The organism is Rhodococcus sp. 05-2254-5, assembly GCF_002258575.1.
In the GTDB taxonomy this organism is placed as follows: Bacteria; Actinomycetota; Actinomycetes; order Mycobacteriales; family Mycobacteriaceae; genus Rhodococcoides; species Rhodococcoides fascians.
The window spans coordinates 168,058-188,199 of the sequence record NZ_NOZG01000026.1 but is presented as its reverse complement, the minus strand read 5'-3'; the positions used below and the strand labels follow the sequence as shown (position 1 = coordinate 188,199).

The following is a 20,142-nucleotide window of genomic DNA, read 5'->3' as shown; positions in this document are numbered from 1 at the left end:
CCGTTTCGCCGACCTCACTCCCGGTCAGCGGTCTCGATCGGCCGCCGATCTCGCCCGCACGAGTGTCAGAATTGTCACGTCCCGCGTTGCGTGTCGAGCCGGCCAGGTCGAAGATGCAAAGATTGCTCGCGCCGGGGGTGCACAGTGTTCCCTGAACTACGCCAGACGTCGAAAGGGAGCGTGCCATGTCCTACCTGCTCCGCGTGCAGCTGCCCGACCGGCCGGGCAGCCTCGGATCGCTGGCCGTGGCCCTCGGCTCGGTCGGAGCGGACATCCTCTCGCTCGACGTCATCGAACGCGGCGACGGCTACGCGGTCGACGACCTGGTGGTCGACGTTGCGCCCGGTTCGCTTCCCGACACACTGATCACTGCAGCCGAGAACCTCACCGACGTCCGCGTCGACTCGATCCGCCCGTACACCGGCGTTCTCGACACCCATCGCGAACTGGAACTGATCGACCGGGTCGCAGCGGCATCCGACGACCGTCTGCAAGTTCTGGTCGACGGCGCTCCCCGCGTTCTGCGCGTGGGCTGGAGCACCGTGGTGGCCACCAACGCGCACGGTCCGTTCCGCCTGGTCGGTAGCCCGGGCGCACCCGAAACACACGCCGCCGAACTGCCCTGGTTCCCGTTGACCTCTCCCGCTGCACTCGACTCCGACGCAGACTGGGTACCTCAGGTGTGGCGGGACATGGACACCAAGATCGCTGCCGCTCCCCTCGGCACCACCGGCACCGTGCTGATGCTCGGCCGGCCGGGAGGGCCCGAGTTCAGGCCGTCGGAGGTAGCCCGGCTCGGTTACCTCGCCGGGATCGTCGCAACCGTCCTTACCTGATCACCGGAACTCGCCCGGTCTCCCCTACTGCTACGCGTCGGTGTCCGTCGTCGGCTCCGACACTGCGTCCGGGCCCTCGGTCAACAGACGCGTGAACCCTGCCTCGTCCAGGACCGGTACGCCGAGCTCGACGGCCTTGTCGTGCTTCGAACCGGGCGATTCACCGACGACGACGAACGCCGTCTTCTTCGAAACCGAACCTGCGGCCTTTCCACCCCGCAGCAAGATCGCTTCTTTGGCCTCGTCGCGCGAGTAGGAGTCGAGCGAACCGGTGACGACGATCGACAGGCCTTCCAGATTTCGCTCGATGGAGGCGTCTCGCTCGTCCTCCATCCGCACACCGGCATTCCGCCATTTCTCCACGATGGCCCTGTGCCAGTCGACCTCGAACCATTCGGACACAGCAGCCGCGATGGTGCCGCCCACCCCGTCCACCGCCGACAACTCCTCGACGGACGCTGCTTCGATGCGCTCGAGGCTGCCGAATTCTCCGGCGAGGGCTCGTGCAGCGGAGGGGCCGACGTGGCGAATGGACAGGCTCACCAGCACTCGCCACAGAGGCTGATTCTTGGCGGAGGACAGATTGTCGAGCAGTTTGCGCCCGGTGGCCGACAATGCGCCCGATTTCGTGCGGAAGATCGCAGTCTTCATCAGGTCTTCTTCGGTGAGCGAGAACAAATCGCCCTCGTCCTCGATCGCACCGGTGGCCAGAAGATCCGTCGCCGCTTCGTATCCGAGACCCTCGATGTCGAAACGCTGCCGTTCGGCCACGAAGAACACACGCTCACGGCGTTGCGCCGGGCAGAACTGCGAATTGGGGCAGCGCAGGTCCGCGTCGCCGTCCTTCGCCGGTGCCAACGGCGTCGAGCATTCCGGGCATTCGGTGGGCATGACGAATTCGGTCTCGTCGCCGGTCCTGGCGTCGACGACCGGGCCGAGCACCTCCGGAATGACCTCTCCCGCTTTGCGAATCGTGACGGTGTCACCGATCAGAACACCCTTGCGCTTGACCTCCGACGCGTTGTGCAGGGTCGCGAGAGACACCGTGGACCCCGCGACGAGCACCGGCGTCATGTACGCGAACGGAGTCACTCGACCGGTTCGGCCGACGCTGACGCGAATGTCCAGCAGGGTGGTGGTGACTTCCTCAGGTGGGTATTTGTACGCGATGGCCCACCGCGGTGCTCGCGACGTCGTTCCGAGCCGACGGTGCAACGACATCTCGTCGATCTTGACCACCAGGCCGTCGATCTCGTGCTCGACGTCGTGGCGGTGCTTGTCCCAGTACTCGACCTTCTCGACGACGGCATCGATGCCCTGCACGCGCGTCGTGTGGGTCGAGATCGGCAGACCCCACGCCTGCAGAGCCTCGTAGGCGTGCCACTGCGAATCGGGGGTGAAGCCGACCATCCGTCCGAATCCGTGACAGATCATGCCGAGACGCCGCTTCGAGGTCACGGCCGGGTTCTTTTGGCGCAGCGAGCCCGCCGCCGAGTTCCGTGGATTGGCGAACGGGGGTTTGCCCTCTTCGACGAGCGCCGCGTTGAGCGCCTGAAAGTCCTCGAGCCGGAAGAACACCTCACCGCGCACCTCGAGCAGCTCCGGAATCGGATATTCGGCGCTGCCGGTCAAGGTATCGGGGATGTCGTCGATCGTCCGAGCATTGAGCGTGACGTCCTCGCCGGTCCGCCCGTCACCTCGGGTCGCACCGCGCACGAGAGTGCCGTTCTCGTACACCAGGTTCAACGCCACACCGTCGATCTTGACTTCGCACAGGTAGTGCAGATCCGGACCGGCCTCGGTCTCGACCCGCTTGGCCCACGCACGGAGCTCGTCGTGATCGAACACGTTGTCCAAGCTCAGCATTCGTTCCAGATGGTCGACGGCGGTGAACTCCGTCGCGAAACCACCGCCCACGAGTTGGGTCGGTGAGTCGGCCGTACGCAGGTCCGGGTGGGCTTGTTCGAGATCGTTCAGTTCGCGCAGCAGGGCATCGAATTCACCGTCCGAGACGATGGGCGAATCACGTACGTAGTAGCGGAATTGATGTCCACGTACTTCCTCGGCCAGTGTCTGCCACCGCTCGCGGTCGGCAGGGGTGGCAGAATCGAGTTCGACTCCGGCAGCCTCGGCGGCATCGTCGGTTCCTGCAGGCAGTTCGGTCGGCTCAGGCACGTGACGAAGATTATCCGACGGCACCGACATCGAAACGATCCTGCGTCCGGAAGGCTATCTGCCCATCAGGCCCAGCAGCAGGGTGGCGGCGATCAACGCCACCGCGCAGATTCCGGCAGTCAGCGCGAATCCGGTCAGGAAGTCGTCGGAGTAGATACCGCCGAGGACGGAGGCCATCACCGAGAGCAGGACACCGGCGGGCAGACCGCGCCGCTGGGCGTCCGAGAGTCGATACATGTCTCGATCATCGCAGATCCCCGTGTCAGATCTCGTCGACGACCACACTGTTCCCGCCGGACTGCTTGGACCGGTACATCGCCGCGTCCGCCGTGCGAGCCGCTCGTCCCACGACGGAGGTGCCCACGTCCCACAGCGCGGAGTCCTCACGCAGCAGTGCCATACCGACGCTCGCCGTGACCGGAATGTCGTCCCGGTGGTCGCACAGCACGCGCACCACATCGACGCCGAGGTCGACGGTGCTCTGCGCATGTCCGACGACGGCCAGCAGAAATTCTTCGCCACCGGTTCGCGCGAGCACTCCGCCGTGGTGGCGGGCGAGTCTGCGCAGCCGATCCGCGACCCGGACGATGACCTCGTCGCCCCGGCTGTGGCCGTAGCGGTCGTTGACGGCCTTGAACTTGTCGATGTCGACCACCAGGAACGCCATCGACAGTCCGCGTTTGTTCGCGAGCTGCCACAGGTCGAGCAGTTCACTGTCGATACCGCGGCGGTTGTACACCCCGGTCAGAGGATCGAGTACCGACCGCTTGGCGTCGTTGGACAACGTCGTCCACGCCACCTGCGCGAACACCGGTACCGCCACCGTTGCCAGCAACAGCACCACCGTCGCCGTCGCGACCGCCGGTCCGTCGACGGCAACCACCTCGCCGTCCATCACAGCGAGGAACGTGCGAATACCGAAGCCGATGATGAACGTCGCCGTCCACACCAGGTGGGCTACGAGCAATCGAGGACTGAGGAAATACGTACAGAACGCTCCGGTGACGGCGAACAGCACCGTTCCGATCAAGGACGCGACCGGCGCGTACAACACCAGCACCGAGGTCGTCAGAATGTCGCCGAACGCCAGGAACCCGACGAAGAACTTCTTCCCGGGGATCGGGCCGAACACGCACCGTGCGGCAACGAGTACCTGCGTGAACAGGACGAAGAAGACCCACCCGATTGCCAGCGAGCCGGTGGGGCCGAGATCGCTGAACAACATGAGAATCGACGTGAGGGCATACATCAGGACGGCGGTGCCGAAGACGACCCGGATGATTCCCGTCAGTGGACGAGTGGACCGGTGGTTGAGGATCCATTCGAAGTCGTGCGGAGCCCGGTACCAATCCGACGTGGCGGCGGCGAGTTTGGCCAGAACTCCGCGTCGATGCCGGCCGGAACGTCGGAGGGAGGCGACTTCATCGAAGCCGCGACCACCTGATGCCATGTACGAACTCCCACCGATTCAAAGCAGACCCCCGACGGCCGTGTGAATGATGTCACACCTGTTGTGCGTCCCGAACGACCCGGGACGGAGCCGCAGGACGCTCCAGGCATTCCGACTCGGCACACTGTGTTTCGTCACAATGTCCCGGTCCGTGGTCAGAACGATTCGGGTGCGTCCCGATAAGCCGCGACAACCTCGTGGGTGAGAGCCGTTGCTCGACGAGCCCACTCGGGCGTGCTTCCGGCCAAGCCGCAGGACGGCGTCACCGACACCTGCGAAGCGAGTATCGAACGATCGAAGCCGAGGCTGTCGACCAACTTCACACCGGGCTCGGCGCACTCGCGCCACAAGGGTGGTCGGTCCGGGGTTGCCGACGGCACCGATCCCAGTACGAGGGTCTTGCCGGCCTGGAGCAGCTCTCCCAGCGCATCGAGGTCGGTTCGGCGCAGCTCGTGTGCATCCACGGCCACCGCGACGGCTCGGGTTCGGCGCAGCAGATCGACGGGAGCTCCCCCGTCACAGCAGTGCACAGCGACCGGTAACGCGATGGTGTCGATCAGTGAGTCGAGCAGGTCCAGAACCTCCGGTTCCGGGATCGCGCGCACCGAGTCGATACCGGTGATCCCGGTCAGACTGCCCGCGAGAACGGCGGCGAGACTGGGTTCGTCGAGTTGGACCACCACGTTCGCCGAGAGTCTGCGTGCCACTTCTGCGCAGTGCAGGCGCAGCCCTTCGCCGAGGGATTCCGCGAAGTGCCGTAGAGCGCCGCGGTCGGTCAGCGCGCGGTGTCCGTGCCGCAATTCGACCTGCGCGGCCATGGTGAACGGTCCTGCAGCCTGCACCTTGATGGTCCGGCCGGCACCGCGTAGTCCCGCGACCTCCCACAGTTCCTCGAGCACGTCCAGATCCTCGGTGAGAAAGTCGGTCGCACGGCGACCGGCCAGCATCGGACGCGGTACGACGCGGTAGCCCGACGTCCGGACGTCGAGTTCGACGTCGACCATGATGGCTCCGGTGCGGCCGATCATGTCGGCACCGAGCCCGCGCCCTGGCAGTTCGACCACGTGTGGCAGTTCACCCAGCTCGCCGAGGACGATGGCGACGGCCTCACGAACGTCGGTGCCGGGCCACGAACCTATGCCGGTCGCCAGCCCTCCGAACGTGCTCGGGGTCACTCGCGCTCGGATCGGGTGCCCGAGATGGTCGAGCTGCCGATCACGATGTCACCGTGAATGTCCTTGCGGTACAACACCGCTGCCTGCCCTTTGGCGACACCGGTCAAGGGTGCCCGGAGCTGGATCTCCATCCCGTCGCCGACGGCCTCGGCAACCGCGTCGGTCAGCCCGCCGTGCGCCCGAACCTGTACGACGCATTCGATGGGCCCGGTGGGCGCGGTGCCCTCGGTCCACACTGCGCGGTCTCCGGTGATGGACCAGACGTCCAGCTTCTGCGCCGAACCGACCATGACGGTGCCGGTGTCCGGTTCGATCGAGGTGACGTAGCGCGGACGGCCGTCCACGGCCGGTCCTTCCACCCCGAGACCCTTACGCTGGCCGATGGTGAAGCCGTGCACACCGTCGTGGTCCGCCAACTCGGCTCCGGTCTCGGAGTCGACGACCTTGCCGGGACGAACGCCGATGTGTGCGCCGAGGAAGGCCCGGGTGTCGCCCGAGGGAATGAAGCAGATGTCGTGACTGTCCGGCTTGTCGGCGACGGCGAGACCCCGCTCGGCTGCTTCCTCGCGGATCTCGGACTTGGGGGTGTCGCCGATGGGGAACATCGCACGCGAGAGCTGCCCGCGGTTCAGGACGGCCAGCACGTAGGACTGATCCTTGTCGGCGTCCACCGCACGCCGCAGAACTCCGTCGTGCAGTTGCGCGTAGTGCCCGGTCGCGACGGCGTCGAAGCCCAGTGCCAACGCGCGGTCCGCGAGCGCGGAGAACTTGATCTTCTCGTTGCACCGCAGGCACGGGTTGGGAGTCTCCCCCGCGGCGTACGAGGCGACGAAGTCGTCGATGACGTCTTCTTTGAACCGATCCGCGAAGTCCCAGACGTAGAACGGTATTCCGAGGACGTCGGCAGCTCGGCGTGCATCCCCGGCGTCTTCTTTCGAGCAGCACCCGCGAGAGCCGGTCCGCAGCGCCCCGGGAGCGGTGGACAGCGCCAGATGAACGCCCACGACGTCGTGCCCCTCGTCGACGGCTCGAGCCGCGGCGACTGCGGAGTCGACTCCCCCGCTCATGGCAGCAAGAACACGCATCAGCGATTTCCTCCTCGAGCTCCGACGCCGGCGAGTCCGGCGGCACGAGCACGTTCGACGACCTGCGGCAGGGCCGCAAGCACAGTGGTGATGTCCGAATCGGACGAGCCGGTTCCCAAAGAGAACCGAAGGGATCCGCGGGCCACGCCCGGATCGCACCCGAGCGCGATCAGAACATGGCTCGCGCTCGCCACACCCGCCGTGCAGGCGGATCCCGTCGAGCATTCTATGCCCGCGGCGTCGAGAAGCATCAACAGCGAATCCCCCTCGCACCCGGGGAAGGTGAAGTGCACGTTTCCGGCGAGCCGCCCGTCGCCCTCCGGGCCGTTGAGGATGGCGTCGGGCACCACCTCGCGAACCCCGGTGATGAGTCGATCACGCAACGCGCGAGTTCGTTCCCCGTGCAGCGACAGATTCTGCACCGTCGATCGCAGTGCGGCCGCCATCGCGACGACGCCGGCCGTGTCGGGCGTGCCGGACCGGACGTCACGTTCGTGACCACCACCGTGGAACAGCGGCACGCACGGGACCTGACGGCCCAGCAACAGGGCTCCGACGCCCTGCGGGCCCCCGAACTTGTGCGCGGCGATACTCAGGGCGGACAGACCGCTGTCGGCGAATCCCACTGGTAGGTGCGGTACGGCCTGCACGGCGTCGCTGTGCATCGGAACGCCGTACTCCGCGGCCACCGCTGCGAGTTCGACGATCGGCATGACGGTGCCGATCTCGTTGTTGGCCCACATGACCGTCACCAGCGCGGTCTCGTCTGCGTGCAGAGCCAGCTCGGCGCGCAGCACATCGGGGGTGACCCGGCCCTCGTCGTCGACCGGGAGCCAGGTGACAGTCGCCCCTTCGTGCGCGACGAGCCACTCCACCGCGTCGAGCACGGCGTGATGCTCCACCGAGCTGGCGATGATCCTGGTCAGTGCGGCGTTCGAGTCTCGACGGGCCGAGAAGATGCCCTTGACGGCGAGATTGTCGCTTTCGGTACCACCGGAGGTGAAGATCACCTCGGACGGGCGCGCACCGAGGTCCGCGGCGATCGACTCGCGAGATTCCTCGACTCGGCGACGGGCGGACCGGCCCGAGGTGTGCAGCGACGACGCGTTCCCGACGGTGCCGAACACCGAGTTCATCGCCTCGATCGCACACGGCAACATGGGAGTGGTCGCGGCGTGATCGAGGTACACCGATGGCTGCGGCGGGGCGGGGGCAGGCGTACTGCGCACAGAAGGCATAACGAGCTCGACGATACCCGGTCGAGCGACCGCAGACCTACCTGCGCGAGGTGGGTCCACGGTCGCCCGGTTCAGCTGTGGATCAGGCGGCTGCAACCGTCGGCGCGCTGGGGCTTCGCTCGGCTTCGGCCATCACCTCGTGCACCGCCGGGTCGTAGACGTCCTTCCGGGGTCGTTCCGCAGGCTCTACTCCGTCGTCGCGTCGAATCGCCACCTCGCAGCGCCGCGCGAGGTCGTGTCGATCGCCGCCGGGCGCTTCCGGGGCGGTGAACTCGACCTCGGCGCGCAGTCCGGCGAGCCGGAAGATGCGGCCGATCGACGCTCCGATCGTCTCGTCTCCGACGAAGCACGTCGCGGTGGTCGGTTCGCCGTGTCGATCGAGATAGCGCAGCCGGATGGGCTGCACCCACGTCTCGGAATCGATGGCAGCCTGCAACAGGGCCGGGCGAAGCGATCCGTAGGCCAACCCACACCAGGTGGTGGCCTCGGGGAACACGACAACCGAAGCGCCCGCGCGGATTCGGTCGGCAACCTGGTCGACAACGGCCGGGAGCTCACGCAGTCGTGCGCGATCGATGGGAAGCACCTTCATGGCCCGGGCCAGTCGCCCGAGTAGCGGCCAGTCCACCAGATCGGCTCGGGCAACGAACGTCGACGGGCGCACTGCCGTGAGGACGACGACGTCGGTCCACGAAATGTGTCCGGAGACGTGCAGGGCACCACCTGCCGTACGCGACCGCTCTCGCTCCGAGCGTGTATCGAGCACGGTGAGATCGATGCCGATGGCCGATAGCAGCATCCGAGCGCCCAGCCGCGTCAATGCATGCCGAACCCGGGGAAAGGGCACCCCCAGGACGACCAACAGCGGCAGCAGCGCAAAGGCCGCGATTGCCGCAACGATGCGCAGAACGAGGACGATTCGACGCACCGTGGGCGGATTCTTCGGCAGACACCCGTCACTGCACGGAGAGGACGGCATCCAGGCGTGTGCGCGAACCAGGGGTTGCGTCATCGGGCACCCGACTCGAATGTCGTTGCTGCAGAACGAAGACGGTCCAGATACCTGGTGTTGGCCTCGTGCAGGCCGAGGAGCGCGACGAAATCCGCCACTCCGAATTCCGGGTCGTGGGCGGGCTCACCGCAGATGGAGGCACCGAGCCGGAGGTAACCGTTCATCAACGGCGGCATGGACGCTCGCTTCGCCGCCGGAATGTCGAGGAGATCGACGCCGTCGACGACCACGGGGTTGTAGGGCACGACCCGCCTGTCGACCGCTGTCGCGTGTCGATCCAACAGCCGGTCGCGAACACCACGCACGTTGGCCCCGACCGCTTCCCCGGGAGCCGATTGCATCGGAACCGACACGCAACCCATCACCCACTCGTATCCCGTCACGTCGAGGTAGTGCAGGATTCCCGCCCACATCAGGCCGAGGACCGACCCCGATCGGTGGTCGGGATGCACAGCAGCCCTACCCATTTCGACGATGTTCATCCCGACGGGATCGAGCGCGGAGATGTCGAATTCGGTTGCGGTGTAATAGCCGCCTGCCGACACCGCGGCCTGCGGCGGCAACATGCGATAGCAACCGACGAACGTGTCGGTCCACTGGTCGCGAACGAGAAGGTGGTCGCAGAAATCGTCGAACCGGTCGGCGTCCAGACCGTCCGTGTCGGTGGGTATGGCAAAGCCGGGCTCGGAGGCGAACACGTCGTAGCGCAGGCGCTGCGCCGCGAGTCGGTGTTCGGGGTCGGTGGACAACACGAGCGAATAGCGGTCGGTGGCCGGGACGATCGATGCAGTCGAGCTCATGACGGAAGTGGTCATGAGGTGTGTCTAACGAGCGGGGAAGACTACCGGGCATCGCCGAGGAGAAGTGTCGGAAGAGTTTGCATGAACACGATTGCGCCCGTCGAAACGCGACGGGCCCCCACCGCAATCGCGATGAGGGCCCGTCGAGCAGAGATTTTCGCCGAGAGGCTATCCCTTGTGCTTCTTGACGGCCTCGGTCAGCTGAGGCGCGACGTTGAACAGGTCACCGACGATGCCGTAGTCGGCGATCTCGAAGATGGGTGCTTCCTCGTCCTTGTTCACCGCGACGATGGTCTTCGAGGTCTGCATGCCGGCACGGTGCTGGATGGCTCCGGAAATGCCGAGTGCAACGTACAGCTGCGGGGAGACGGTCTTGCCCGTCTGGCCCACCTGGAACTGGCCCGGGTAGTAACCGGAGTCCACGGCGGCACGCGAGGCACCCACTGCGGCACCCAGCGAATCTGCCAGATCCTCGACGACGGTGAACTTGTCGGCGCTGCCGACGCCACGGCCACCGGAGACGACGACCGTTGCTTCGGTCAGTTCCGGACGGTCGCCGCCGACGATCGGGTCACGCGAGGTGACCTTGACGGTGCCCTCTTCCTGCGCCGGGACCTCGACGGTCTCGCGGGTTCCCGCTCCGGCCTTCGGCTCTGCCTCGACTGCGCCGGGGCGCAGCGAGAGGACGGGGACGTCGCCGTTGGCCTTGGCCTCGACGGTGAACGCACCACCGAAGATGGAGTAGACGGCACTGCCGTCACCGTTGATCGCGACGACGTCGTTGTGGTAGCCCGAGCCCAGACGGGCGGCGAGGCGGCCGGCAACTTCCTTGCCCTCGATCGTCGCTGCGGTGATGATCGCCGCAGGCGAGACCGACTCGGCGAGGGACGACAGGACGTCGACCTTCGGCGTGACGAGAAAACCGTCGACGTCGTCGGACTCGGCGACGTAGATCTTCTCGGCACCGGCCTCGGTCAACGCGTCGGCGACCTTGTCGGCGGTACCGACCGGGCCGGTGACGACCGCGGACGGCTCACCCAGTGCGCGGGCCGCGGTGATCAGCTCGGAGCTGACCTTCTTCAGTGTTCCTTCGACGTGCTCCACGAGCACGAGTACTTCTGCCATGACTTTGCTCCTCGTTGGTCTTCGATTGCTCGGTGGGGCGGGATCAGATGATCTTCTGGCCTACGAGGTAGGTGGCGATCTTGTCGCCGCCGTCGCCCTCGTCGGTGAGCCGCTCGCCGGCAGTCTTGGGAGGCTTGGGGGTGGACGAGGTGACCGTCGTTCCGGCGTTGTCGACGCCGACGATGCCGTCCTCGACACCGATGTCGGCCAGAGTGATGGTCTGCACCGTCTTCTTCTTGGCGGCCATGATTCCCTTGAACGACGGGAACCGCGGCTCGTTGATCTTCTCGGTGACGCTCACGATGGCGGGCAGCGTGGCTTCGAGTCCGAAGATGCCCTCGTCGGTCTCGCGCTCGCCGGTGACCTTGCCGTCTGCGACGGACAGCTTGCGCAGCTGCGTCAGGGCCGGGATCTGCAGGTATTCGGCGATGATCGCCGGAACTGCGCCGGTACGGCCGTCGGTGGCCTCGTTACCCGCGATGATGAGATCGGCAGGCTCGTCGTTCTCGAACGCGACGTTGCCCAGTGCCGCAGCCAGGGCGTACCCGGTCTGGATGGCGTCGGAGCCGTGCAGGCTCGGGTCGTTGAGGTGTACCGCGCTGTCCGCGCCCATCGACAGAGCCTTGCGGATCGCGTCGGTGGCGCGATCGGGGCCTGCGGACAGAACCTTGACCTCACCGCCCTGAGCTTCCTTGATGAGCAGGGCTTCTTCGACGGCCCGCTCGTTGATCTCGTCGAGAACGGCGTCTGCAGCCTCGCGATCGAGGGTGTAGTCACCGTCGCTGAGCTTGCGCTCGGACCATGTGTCTGGAACCTGCTTGATCAAAACAACGATGTTCGTCATGGGTCTGCGTCGACCTCCTGGTCATGTTCTGCTGATCGTGAGTGTTCTAACGGTTGCTGCAAGTCGAACGGTTGGTGCAGTTCTACGTTCCGCTACGAGGTTACCCCACCGTAGTTACTGGTGGGTAACTTACCTCCCTGCCCGATCGACCATACATCCGCACCCCGACTGTTATGGAGACCACGTTGGCTTACCTCATCGCCGGAGGCACTAACCTTCCGTCGGTGAACGATTCATCGGCTCGGACACCGGCACCGGAACCACTCCCCCTCACCGGCGAGCGAACTGTGCCCGGCATCGCCGAGGAGAACTACTGGTTCCGCCGTCACGAGGTGGTCTACCGCGCCCTCGCAGAGCGGTGCCGCGACCGCACGGTGCTCGAAGCCGGATCGGGAGAAGGCTACGGAGCCAACATGATTGCCGAGGTTGCGGCCTGCGTCGTCGGCCTCGACTACGACGTCTCGGCCGCGACGCACGTCCACGCGCGCTACCCCGCGGTGACGATGGTGCGCGGCAATCTCGACCGCCTTCCGTTCGCGGATTCCTCGGTCGGCGTCGTCGTCAACTTCCAGGTCATCGAACACCTCTGGGATCAAGGAGCGTTCCTGGCCGAAGTGCACCGCGTCCTCGAGCCCGGCGGCACGCTGCTGATCAGCACACCGAACCGCATCACCTTCTCGCCCGGACGCGACACTCCCCTCAACCCCTTCCACACCCGCGAACTCGACGCGGCAGAACTGACCGAGTTGCTCGTCGCCGCCCGCCTCGAGGTCACCGAACTCACCGGAGTCCGGCACGGCAGCACGCTGGCCGCCCTCGACGCCAAACACGGCGGATCCTTCATCGACGCGCAGATCGAACGAGCACTCGCCGGTGAACCCTGGCCTGCCGAACTCGCCGAGGACGTCGCCGCGATCACCATCGCCGACTTCGACATCGCGCCCGACCGAATCGACGACAGCCTCGACCTGGTCGCCGTCGCCCGAAAGAGCTCGGCTGCGGTGATCGGGTGACATCCGGTGCCACCGTGCCGGGCATGTTCTCCCTCGTGCTGCACTCCCACCTGCCCTGGTTGGCCAATCACGGCCGGTGGCCCGTCGGCGAGGAATGGCTGTACCAGTCCTGGGCCGACTGCTACCTCCCGCTGACCGCGGCACTGGAACGGCTGGCCGACGACGGTTACACCGACGTCCTCTCGCTCGGCGTCACCCCGGTACTCGCGGCCCAGCTCGACGATCCGCATTGCCTGGCCGGCATGCACCATTGGCTCGGAAACTGGCAGCTACGCGCGCACGAGGCAACCGACCCCGCGCTCTCGATACGTGAACACCGGGCATCCGCCGCGGCTCTGGACCGCTTCGAGACGCGATGGCGACACGGCGGCTCGGCAGTACTTCGTCCGCTGATCGACACGGGCATCGTCGAACTGCTGGGTGGGCCGCTCGCGCACCCGTTCCAACCGTTGCTCGACGAAAGACTGCGGCGGTTCTCCCTGAGCGAGGGCCTACGCGACGCCGCCGCCCGATGGGGCACCTTTCCCCGCGGCATCTGGGCACCGGAATGCGGATTCACCCCCGGTATGGAAACCGAATACGCGGCCGCAGGCGTCTCGCACTTCATGGTCGACGGCCCCGCCATGCGGGGCGACACCTCCCTCGGCCGGCCCGTGTGGGATTCGGACGTCGTCGCGTTCGGGCGCGATCTCCCGGTCAGCTACCGCGTCTGGTCACCGAAGTCCGGCTACCCGGGCCACGGTGCCTACCGGGATTTCCACACCTACGACCACGCGACCGGACTCAAACCGGCCCGGGTCACCGGTCGCACCGTCGACTCGAACGACAAGGCTCCCTACGAACCCGAGCGTGCCGCGGCAGCAGTGGATCGTCACGTCGCCGACTTCGTCGACGTGGTGCGTCGGCGCTTGATCTCCGAATCCGAGCGGATCGGCCGCGATGCCGTGGTGGTGGCCGCGTTCGACACCGAACTGTTCGGACACTGGTGGCACGAGGGGCCACAGTGGCTCGAAAAGTTGATGCGCGCCCTGCCCGCCGCGGGAGTCACCGTCGGAACGTTGAACGATGCCCGGGAACGGGGATACGTCGGAGCCCCACTCGAACTGCAGGATTCTTCCTGGGGATCGGGCAAGGACTGGCGCGTGTGGGCAGGCGACGACGTCGCCGACCTGGTGAAACTCAACGCCGAGGTGTCCCGGACCGCGCTCGATGCCGTCGACGCCTCCCGTGCCGTCCGAAGCCGGGCGGGTGGCCCCGAACTGCGCAATCGAGTCGACGATCAGATTCTGCGTGAGACACTCATGGCCGTGGCCAGCGACTGGGCGTTCATGGTCAGCAAGGACTCCGCGGCCGGATACGCCCGAGAGCGAGCTCACGTCCACGCACATGCGCTACGTGAAATCGCTGCCGCGCAGCAGCACCCGGCCCGAGCCGAAGAATTGGCGCGGCAATGGAATCACGCAGACGGACTGTTCGCGGCGCTGGACGCACGCAGACTGCCCGGTGCACGCCGAGAAGGCCCAGGGGGGGCGTAGATGAGAGTTCTGATGGTGTCGTGGGAGTACCCACCCGTGGTGGTCGGCGGGCTGGGTCGCCACGTTCATCACCTGGCGACCGAGCTGGTGCGCTGCGGGCACGAGGTCGTCGTCCTCTCGCGTCGACCGACCGGCACCGACGCGTCCACCCATCCCACCTCCCACCACATCGAGGACGGCGTACTGGTGGTCGCCGTCGCCGAGGATCCGGCGCACTTCGTGTTCGGAGAGGACATGCTCGCGTGGACTCTGGCGATGGGGCACGCGATGGTGCGGGCAGGGGTCGCCCTCGGTAAACCCGGCCTCGGCGACGGCTGGCAGCCCGATGTCGTCCACGCCCACGACTGGCTGGTCGCGCACCCGGCCATCGCAATGGCCGAGTTCTACGACGTGCCGCTGGTCTCGACCATCCATGCCACCGAGGCCGGACGGCACAGCGGCTGGATCTCGGGCACCGTCAACCGCCAGGTCCATTCGATCGAATGGTGGCTCGCGAACGATTCCGACGCGATCATCGCGTGCTCGGCGTCGATGAAGGACGAGGTCACAGCCCTGTTCGACGTCGCCGAGTCGGCGGTCTCGGTCATTCACAACGGCATCGACGGATCCGCGTGGAGTTTCCGACGCCGACAGCCCCGCTCCGAGCCCGCGAAATTGCTCTTCGTCGGTCGTCTGGAATACGAGAAGGGCATCCAGGACGCCATAGCCGCTCTGCCACGCGTCAGACGAAGTCACCCCGGCACCACGCTGCACATCGCCGGCGAAGGCACTCAGTTCGGGTGGCTGGCAGGCCTGGCACGCACCCACCGCGTCGCCAGGTCGGTGTCGTTCCTCGGCAACCTGAACCACTCCGATCTGCTCGGATGGCTGCACGGCGCCGACGCCATCGTCCTTCCCAGCCGGTACGAACCCTTCGGCATCATCGCCCTCGAGGCCGCGGCAGCAGGCATTCCGTTGGTGGCATCGACGGCCGGCGGACTCGGTGAGGCGATCGTCGACGGCGTCACCGGGCTGTCCTTCCCTCCGGGTGATGTGGCCGCGCTGACGGCGGCGGTGCGGCGGGTGTTGGACAACGCCGATGCGGCGCAGGAGAGAGCCGTCGCCGCTCGGGAACGTCTCACCGTCGACTTCGACTGGAAGCACGTCGCGGAGTCGACGGCTCGGGTGTACCTCGAAGCCAAGCGCAAGGTTCGCCATCCGCTGGGTCGCCCGCACATCGTCGAACGCGCCCTGCCCGATCGCAGCTGACCCATGTGAGTGGAACCTCGTAGTCCACTACGAGGTTCCACTCACATGGGTCTCAGCTCTCCCGCGCCGCCTCGGCCTGACCGAGAGCCTTCTTGCGCGCGATGTCTTCGAGTGCCGCGATGTACTTCGCTCGCTCGGCTGCGCCGGCCTCCCAGGCCGTCTTGCGATTGCGGACGACTTTGGCCGGGGCACCGACGGCGATGCTGTAGTCCGGAATCTCACCCTTGACGACGGCATGGGCACCGAGGACGCAGCCTCGCCCGATTCTGGTTTCCCGCAGGATCGTCACCTTGGCGGCGATCCAGGTGTCGGGTCCGATTCGTACCGGGCCCTTGACGATGCCCTGGTCCTTGATGGGCATGTTCACGTCGTCCATCCGGTGGTCGAAATCGCAGATGTAGCACCAGTCGGCGACGAGCGTCGACGCGCCGATCTCGATGTCGAGGTAGGTGTTGACGACGTTGTCCTTGCCGAACACCACTTTGTCTCCGATGCGGAGCGAACCCTCGTGGCACCGGATGGCATTGCCGTCGCCGATGTGGACCCACCGACCGATCTCGAGGCGAGACAGTTCAGGGGTGGAGTGAATCTCGACGTTCTTGCCGAGGAAGACCATGCCCCGCAGGATCACGTGCGGGTTCGCGAGCTTGAACTTGGCCAGACGGTAGTACCGAACCAGGTACCAGGGGGTGTAGGCCTTGTTGGCGAGCACCCAGTCGAGGGACGCCCGCGTGAGAAACCGCGCCTGCTCGCTGTCGCGTCGTCTCGACCCGCGCCAGCGTGTTCGCAGCGGCGCGTTCCACATACTCGTCATGGACGTTCACCCTAGTTTCTCGCTCGCCCGCTCTCTGCCGGCACCCGTCAGCGGGCTAGTGTTGTCTCTCGACCGATGCCCGGGCATCGGCGCAGCAGGCCGAGCGACCGCCGATCGAAAGGGCACAACGGACATCATGGGGAGTGCTCGAATGCGTGTCGGGTTCGGTGCAGGTTCGACGTCCGGAGCAGGCAAGGGTCTGACTGCAGTGGCTGCGACGGTCCTGTTGACCCTCGCCGGGTGCAGCACGGAACCTGCTGCCATCGAACCGCTCTCGCCCGACTCCTGGCCCGCGGCGCACGCGAACCTCCGCAACAGTGGCTCGACGGACGTATCGGTCGGTGCTCCACTGACGCTGGACTGGACTCGACCCACCGGCGGCACCGTGACATCACCGGTATCGATCGGCTCGAACGGTCAGCTGTTCGTCACTGCCGCAACCGAATCGGGTTGCAATCTGTTCTCGTTCGAGATCGAGTCCGCCCGCAAACGCTGGTGCAACCGGATCGGCCCTTCCGTGGTGACCGCCACCCCCACCGTCGATTCTGCGATCAACGTCTACATCGGCGACGAAGGCGGGCTGAACTCGTACAACGATCACGGGCAATTACGTTGGCGTACACCGGTATACGGTGTTCCGAAATCCGCCCAGTTCTTGGGCGACGGCAGCGTGCTGTCGATCACCCAGATGGGTCAGGTCAGTGTCCTCGATTCCCAGAACGGCCAACTGCGAGTACCCATTCTCGATCTCGTTCCGGCCCCGGACTTCTTGACCGACCCCGATGCGGACTTCGAGCCGATGGACACCGGACTCGCCCAGTGCAGTGCGGGTGAATCCGAATGCGCTGTGCCTGCCGCGCCCGCGGTGGACCGCGACAGCGACGCCATCTACCTGACCCTGTGGCGACCGGGTTCGATTGCGCCGCAACTCGTCTCGCTGCAGTACTCCCGCGACGGCGCACCTGGCCTCGTCGAACGGTGGTCCTCGGACCTCCTCCCTGCCGGCGTCGCATCGAGCCCGGTGCTCTCCGAGGACGGATCGACGGTCTACATCGCCGACGTCGACGGGCGACTGACCGCATTCGACACCTCGGACGGAAAACAGAAGTGGACCGAGGGCACGGGACTCGGAATCGGAGGCAGTCCATCGATCGCCTCGGACGGCACCATCGTCCCGGCCGGCGGCGACGGCACCCTGATGGGACTTCGAGACAACGGCGACTCGGCCGAGCGCGTGTGGGTTCGCGACGACGTCGAACAAGCCGGGGCAGCAGCACAATCCGCGGACGGGCGCGGACACACCGTCGTTCGCGACGGCGACGGACTGGCTCTGCTCACGTTCGACGCGGCGACGGGCGACAGCATCGATTCGCAGCCCCTACCCGATGTCGTCGGCACCACCGTGGGCACGTCCATCGGTCCCGACGGGCAGGTCGTCACGGCGAGCTACCTGGGCGAGATCTTCACCTACACCGGCTGACGGACCGCGCCCGGCTCGCAGACGAACGCCACGGCCGAGCGCTCGATGCGAGTGATGACGACCGACAGCGAGACCCGGCCCCGCAGCTTGAGTTTGGGCCTGAGCAACGCGGGATCCACATCGACTCCGCGCACCAGGATCTCCACCGCGCCACACCCCAGTCGATTCAGTTGCTGCCGAAGCACTTTCTCCGAGAATTTCGACTGTTCGAGGATTCGGAAACCACGCACTCCGACTGGTACGGCGTCGCCCGTCAGGTACGCGATCCTCGGATCCAATTGCCAGAGGCCGAATTTGGCACCGTAGTGCCGCACCAGTCCGGCCCGCACGACCGCACCGTCCGGATCCACGATGTATTCACCGGGCGGCCGAACGGGAATCTCGTCCGACTCGGCGTCGGTGATCTCGAGCGCACTTCCGTCGGATCGCAGGACCGCGGCACGACGCCGAATTCCGCTGTCGCCGAGACCTTCCGACCATAGGCACGCCTCGCGTACTCCCCCGTCGAGGGAGACCACCTCGATCTCACCGGGCCAATCGAGGGCATCGAAATCCAGCCCGGGAGCGCATTTGACGACCAGATCTCGCCCCCGATACGCGTCGAGGAGATCCGGCAACGGAGGTTCGAGCGCCGCGGGATCGTGCCGTCGACGACCACCGACGCGTCGTCCGGGATCGGCCACGATCACGGTCCCCCGTGTCGTCGGGGTCAGTGCGTCGGCGCGCAGCACCGTCGCGGAGGGCACGTTGTGGGCAGCCATGCGCACCCGAATCGGGTCCAGGTCACTTCCCACCGCAAGTTCGGTCGTGTCGACCAACGCCGCCAGCTCGCTGCCGATGGAACAGGTGACATCGTGCACCCGCCGTCCGGCCAGGCGGTCCGCGCGCCTGCGGGCGACGGTCGTCGGCGTCGCCTGCTGCACCGCGTCGTCGGTGACGAGCCAGCCGTCGGACCCCAGCAGCTTCGCCCGTGCTTTCCGCCGCACCGTCACCGTCTCGACGAGGGCCGCAACGTGCTCGGGGTAGCGGGCACGTACCGAGGCGATATCGCGCAGCGAAGTTCGCGCATCGAGCTCGAGTCGGTCGACTGCACCGAGTGCCTCGGCACCGGCCTCGCTTCGCAGAAAGTCGAGGTCGGTGCCGGTGAAGTCATAGCCCACGGTTGGGACCGATCGATGCAGCGTCGGCCGTACGGCCGACGGTGGTGGAACGATTCAAGCGCGGGGCGCGGGCTTGGTTCCGGTGATCATCACGTTGTAGAACATGCCTCGCGGTACCACGTGCTGCAAGACCTTCTCGTCGACCCAGCTCAACGTCTTCCACCCGTTGAACGCGAACTTGGCCCAGTTCCAGCCGAGCTTGCCTGCCGGAACGGCAGCCTCGAACGTGCGCACCGGCCACCCGAGCAGAGCGGCAGCGAATTCTTCGGTGTTCGCCTGAACGGCCTCGGCACCTGCCGACAACGCGATGTTCTCGAGGTCGGTCGGATCGAACGTGTGCAGGTCCACGACGGCCTCGAGTGCTGCAGCTCGCGAGGACTCGTCGAGTTCTTCCTGTGGTTTGCGCCAGTCCGCCAGGAACGGCAGCTTGGTGGCACGAGTGGTCGCTTCCCAGGTGATACGGCCCAGCCAGCGAGCGTAGAAGTTGCCCACCGTGGTCGGCTCGCCTGCGAAGACGAAGCGTCCACCGGGCTTGAGAACGCGCAGAACTTCTCGAAGAGACTGCTCGACGTCCGGGATGTGGTGGAGCACGGCGTGACCGACCACCAGGTCGAAGGTGTCGTCGTCGTACGGAATCGTTTCTGCGTCGGCCACCCGGCCGTCCACATCGAGTCCGAGGTGCTCGGCGTTGCGCAGCGCGACCTTGACCATTCCGGGTGAGAGGTCGGTGACCGAGCCCTTGTCGGCAATCCCGGCCTGCATCAGGTTGAGCAAGAAGAAACCTGTGCCACAACCCAATTCGAGCGCACGACCGTACGGCAGATCCGCTCGAGCCGACGCGTCACCGGACACCGCCTGATCGAACCTGCCTCGGGCGTAATCGATGCAGCGCTCGTCGTAGGAGATCGACCACTTGTCGTCGTAGGTCTCGGCTTCCCAGTCGTGGTAGAGCACCTGCGCCAGTTTGGTGTCCGACCGCGCTGCCTCGACCTGCTCGGCCGTGGCGTGCGGATTCGGTGCCGGATCGACCTCGCGGTCTCGCGCCTCGGCCGAGACGAGAGGCGTCACAGAAGCAGTCGGTCGATTCGCACCGTCGTGGGGGCTTGCAGTCATGAGGCGAGCCTACTATCCGGTAGCCATGGAACAAGTTCG

At 66.3% G+C, this 20,142-nt stretch carries 18 protein-coding genes; 5 read left to right on the top strand and 13 right to left on the bottom strand.

Translation table 11 applies throughout. The features are described 5' to 3' along the window. Positions 1-185: 185 nt before the first annotated feature. Positions 186-836: an amino acid-binding protein gene (locus CH278_RS16715; protein WP_027496633.1), complete on the top strand. Its 651-nt coding sequence runs from the start codon at positions 186-188 to the stop codon at positions 834-836. A 30-nt stretch (positions 837-866) separates the two neighbouring features. Here the strand turns inward: CH278_RS16715 and ligA are convergent, their stop codons facing one another. The 10 genes from ligA to CH278_RS16665 form a co-directional block, all read right to left on the bottom strand. Further along, positions 867-3,011 (bottom strand): NAD-dependent DNA ligase LigA, encoded by a 2,145-nt coding sequence (gene ligA / locus CH278_RS16710; protein ID WP_373557333.1) that lies wholly within the window; start codon positions 3,009-3,011, stop codon positions 867-869. A 54-nt stretch (positions 3,012-3,065) separates the two neighbouring features. Further along, positions 3,066-3,248, bottom strand: a complete 183-nt coding sequence (locus CH278_RS16705; RefSeq protein ID WP_027496631.1) for a hypothetical protein — start codon at positions 3,246-3,248, stop codon at positions 3,066-3,068. A gap of 25 nt (positions 3,249-3,273) precedes the next feature. Next, positions 3,274-4,461: a GGDEF domain-containing protein gene (locus CH278_RS16700; RefSeq protein ID WP_052057239.1), complete on the bottom strand. Its 1,188-nt coding sequence runs from the start codon at positions 4,459-4,461 to the stop codon at positions 3,274-3,276. A 155-nt stretch (positions 4,462-4,616) separates the two neighbouring features. After that, entirely contained in the window at positions 4,617-5,636 is a 1,020-nt protein-coding gene (locus CH278_RS16695; protein ID WP_094622410.1) for a methionine synthase, read from the bottom strand. Beyond that, positions 5,633-6,721, bottom strand: a complete 1,089-nt coding sequence (mnmA, locus tag CH278_RS16690) for a tRNA 2-thiouridine(34) synthase MnmA (protein WP_027496628.1) — start codon at positions 6,719-6,721, stop codon at positions 5,633-5,635. Before mnmA ends, CH278_RS16695 begins: the two co-directional genes overlap by 4 nt. Next, positions 6,721-7,959 carry a cysteine desulfurase family protein gene (locus CH278_RS16685; RefSeq protein ID WP_072692098.1) on the bottom strand — a complete coding sequence of 413 codons (1,239 nt, stop codon included), beginning with the start codon at positions 7,957-7,959 and terminating at the stop codon, positions 6,721-6,723. The genes mnmA and CH278_RS16685 overlap by 1 nt, the downstream gene beginning before the upstream one ends. Positions 7,960-8,041: 82 nt before the next feature. Next, a complete protein-coding gene (locus tag CH278_RS16680; RefSeq protein ID WP_051365119.1) occupies positions 8,042-8,971 on the bottom strand; it encodes a lysophospholipid acyltransferase family protein in 930 nt (309 codons plus the stop codon). Continuing rightward, positions 8,968-9,786, bottom strand: a complete 819-nt coding sequence (locus CH278_RS16675) for a GNAT family N-acetyltransferase (RefSeq protein ID WP_027496626.1) — start codon at positions 9,784-9,786, stop codon at positions 8,968-8,970. Before CH278_RS16675 ends, CH278_RS16680 begins: the two co-directional genes overlap by 4 nt. Positions 9,787-9,939: 153 nt before the next feature. Then, positions 9,940-10,896 carry an electron transfer flavoprotein subunit alpha/FixB family protein gene (locus CH278_RS16670; protein WP_027496625.1) on the bottom strand — a complete coding sequence of 319 codons (957 nt, stop codon included), beginning with the start codon at positions 10,894-10,896 and terminating at the stop codon, positions 9,940-9,942. A 43-nt stretch (positions 10,897-10,939) separates the two neighbouring features. Next, positions 10,940-11,740 carry an electron transfer flavoprotein subunit beta/FixA family protein gene (locus CH278_RS16665; protein WP_027496624.1) on the bottom strand — a complete coding sequence of 267 codons (801 nt, stop codon included), beginning with the start codon at positions 11,738-11,740 and terminating at the stop codon, positions 10,940-10,942. 173 nt (positions 11,741-11,913) lie between these two features. Here CH278_RS16665 and CH278_RS16660 point away from each other — a divergent pair, with 173 nt between their 5' ends. From CH278_RS16660 to CH278_RS16650, 3 genes are read left to right on the top strand one after another with little or no spacing between them, the layout of a single operon-like run. Beyond that, the gene (locus CH278_RS16660) at positions 11,914-12,753 is read left to right on the top strand and encodes a class I SAM-dependent methyltransferase (RefSeq protein WP_094622409.1); all 840 of its coding nucleotides are present in this window, start codon (positions 11,914-11,916) and stop codon (positions 12,751-12,753) included. Between the two features lie 23 nt (positions 12,754-12,776). Then, positions 12,777-14,288, top strand: a complete 1,512-nt coding sequence (locus CH278_RS16655; RefSeq protein WP_094622511.1) for a 1,4-alpha-glucan branching protein domain-containing protein — start codon at positions 12,777-12,779, stop codon at positions 14,286-14,288. After that, positions 14,289-15,536 (top strand): glycosyltransferase family 4 protein, encoded by a 1,248-nt coding sequence (locus CH278_RS16650; protein ID WP_094622408.1) that lies wholly within the window; start codon positions 14,289-14,291, stop codon positions 15,534-15,536. Positions 15,537-15,588: 52 nt separating this feature from the next. Here the strand turns inward: CH278_RS16650 and CH278_RS16645 are convergent, their stop codons facing one another. After that, entirely contained in the window at positions 15,589-16,350 is a 762-nt protein-coding gene (locus tag CH278_RS16645; RefSeq protein WP_027496620.1) for an acyltransferase, read from the bottom strand. Between the two features lie 151 nt (positions 16,351-16,501). Here CH278_RS16645 and CH278_RS16640 point away from each other — a divergent pair, with 151 nt between their 5' ends. Then, positions 16,502-17,830 (top strand): outer membrane protein assembly factor BamB family protein, encoded by a 1,329-nt coding sequence (locus tag CH278_RS16640; RefSeq protein WP_094622407.1) that lies wholly within the window; start codon positions 16,502-16,504, stop codon positions 17,828-17,830. Here CH278_RS16640 and CH278_RS16635 read toward each other — a convergent pair. Together CH278_RS16635 and CH278_RS16630 are read right to left on the bottom strand one after the other, a co-directional pair. Then, positions 17,818-18,990: a THUMP-like domain-containing protein gene (locus CH278_RS16635; protein ID WP_094622406.1), complete on the bottom strand. Its 1,173-nt coding sequence runs from the start codon at positions 18,988-18,990 to the stop codon at positions 17,818-17,820. The two genes, CH278_RS16640 and CH278_RS16635, sit on opposite strands and share 13 nt — an antisense overlap. A gap of 54 nt (positions 18,991-19,044) precedes the next feature. Then, on the bottom strand, positions 19,045-20,103 hold the full coding sequence (locus CH278_RS16630) for a class I SAM-dependent methyltransferase (RefSeq protein ID WP_094622405.1): 1,059 nt from the start codon (positions 20,101-20,103) through the stop codon (positions 19,045-19,047). Positions 20,104-20,142: the final 39 nt, after the last annotated feature.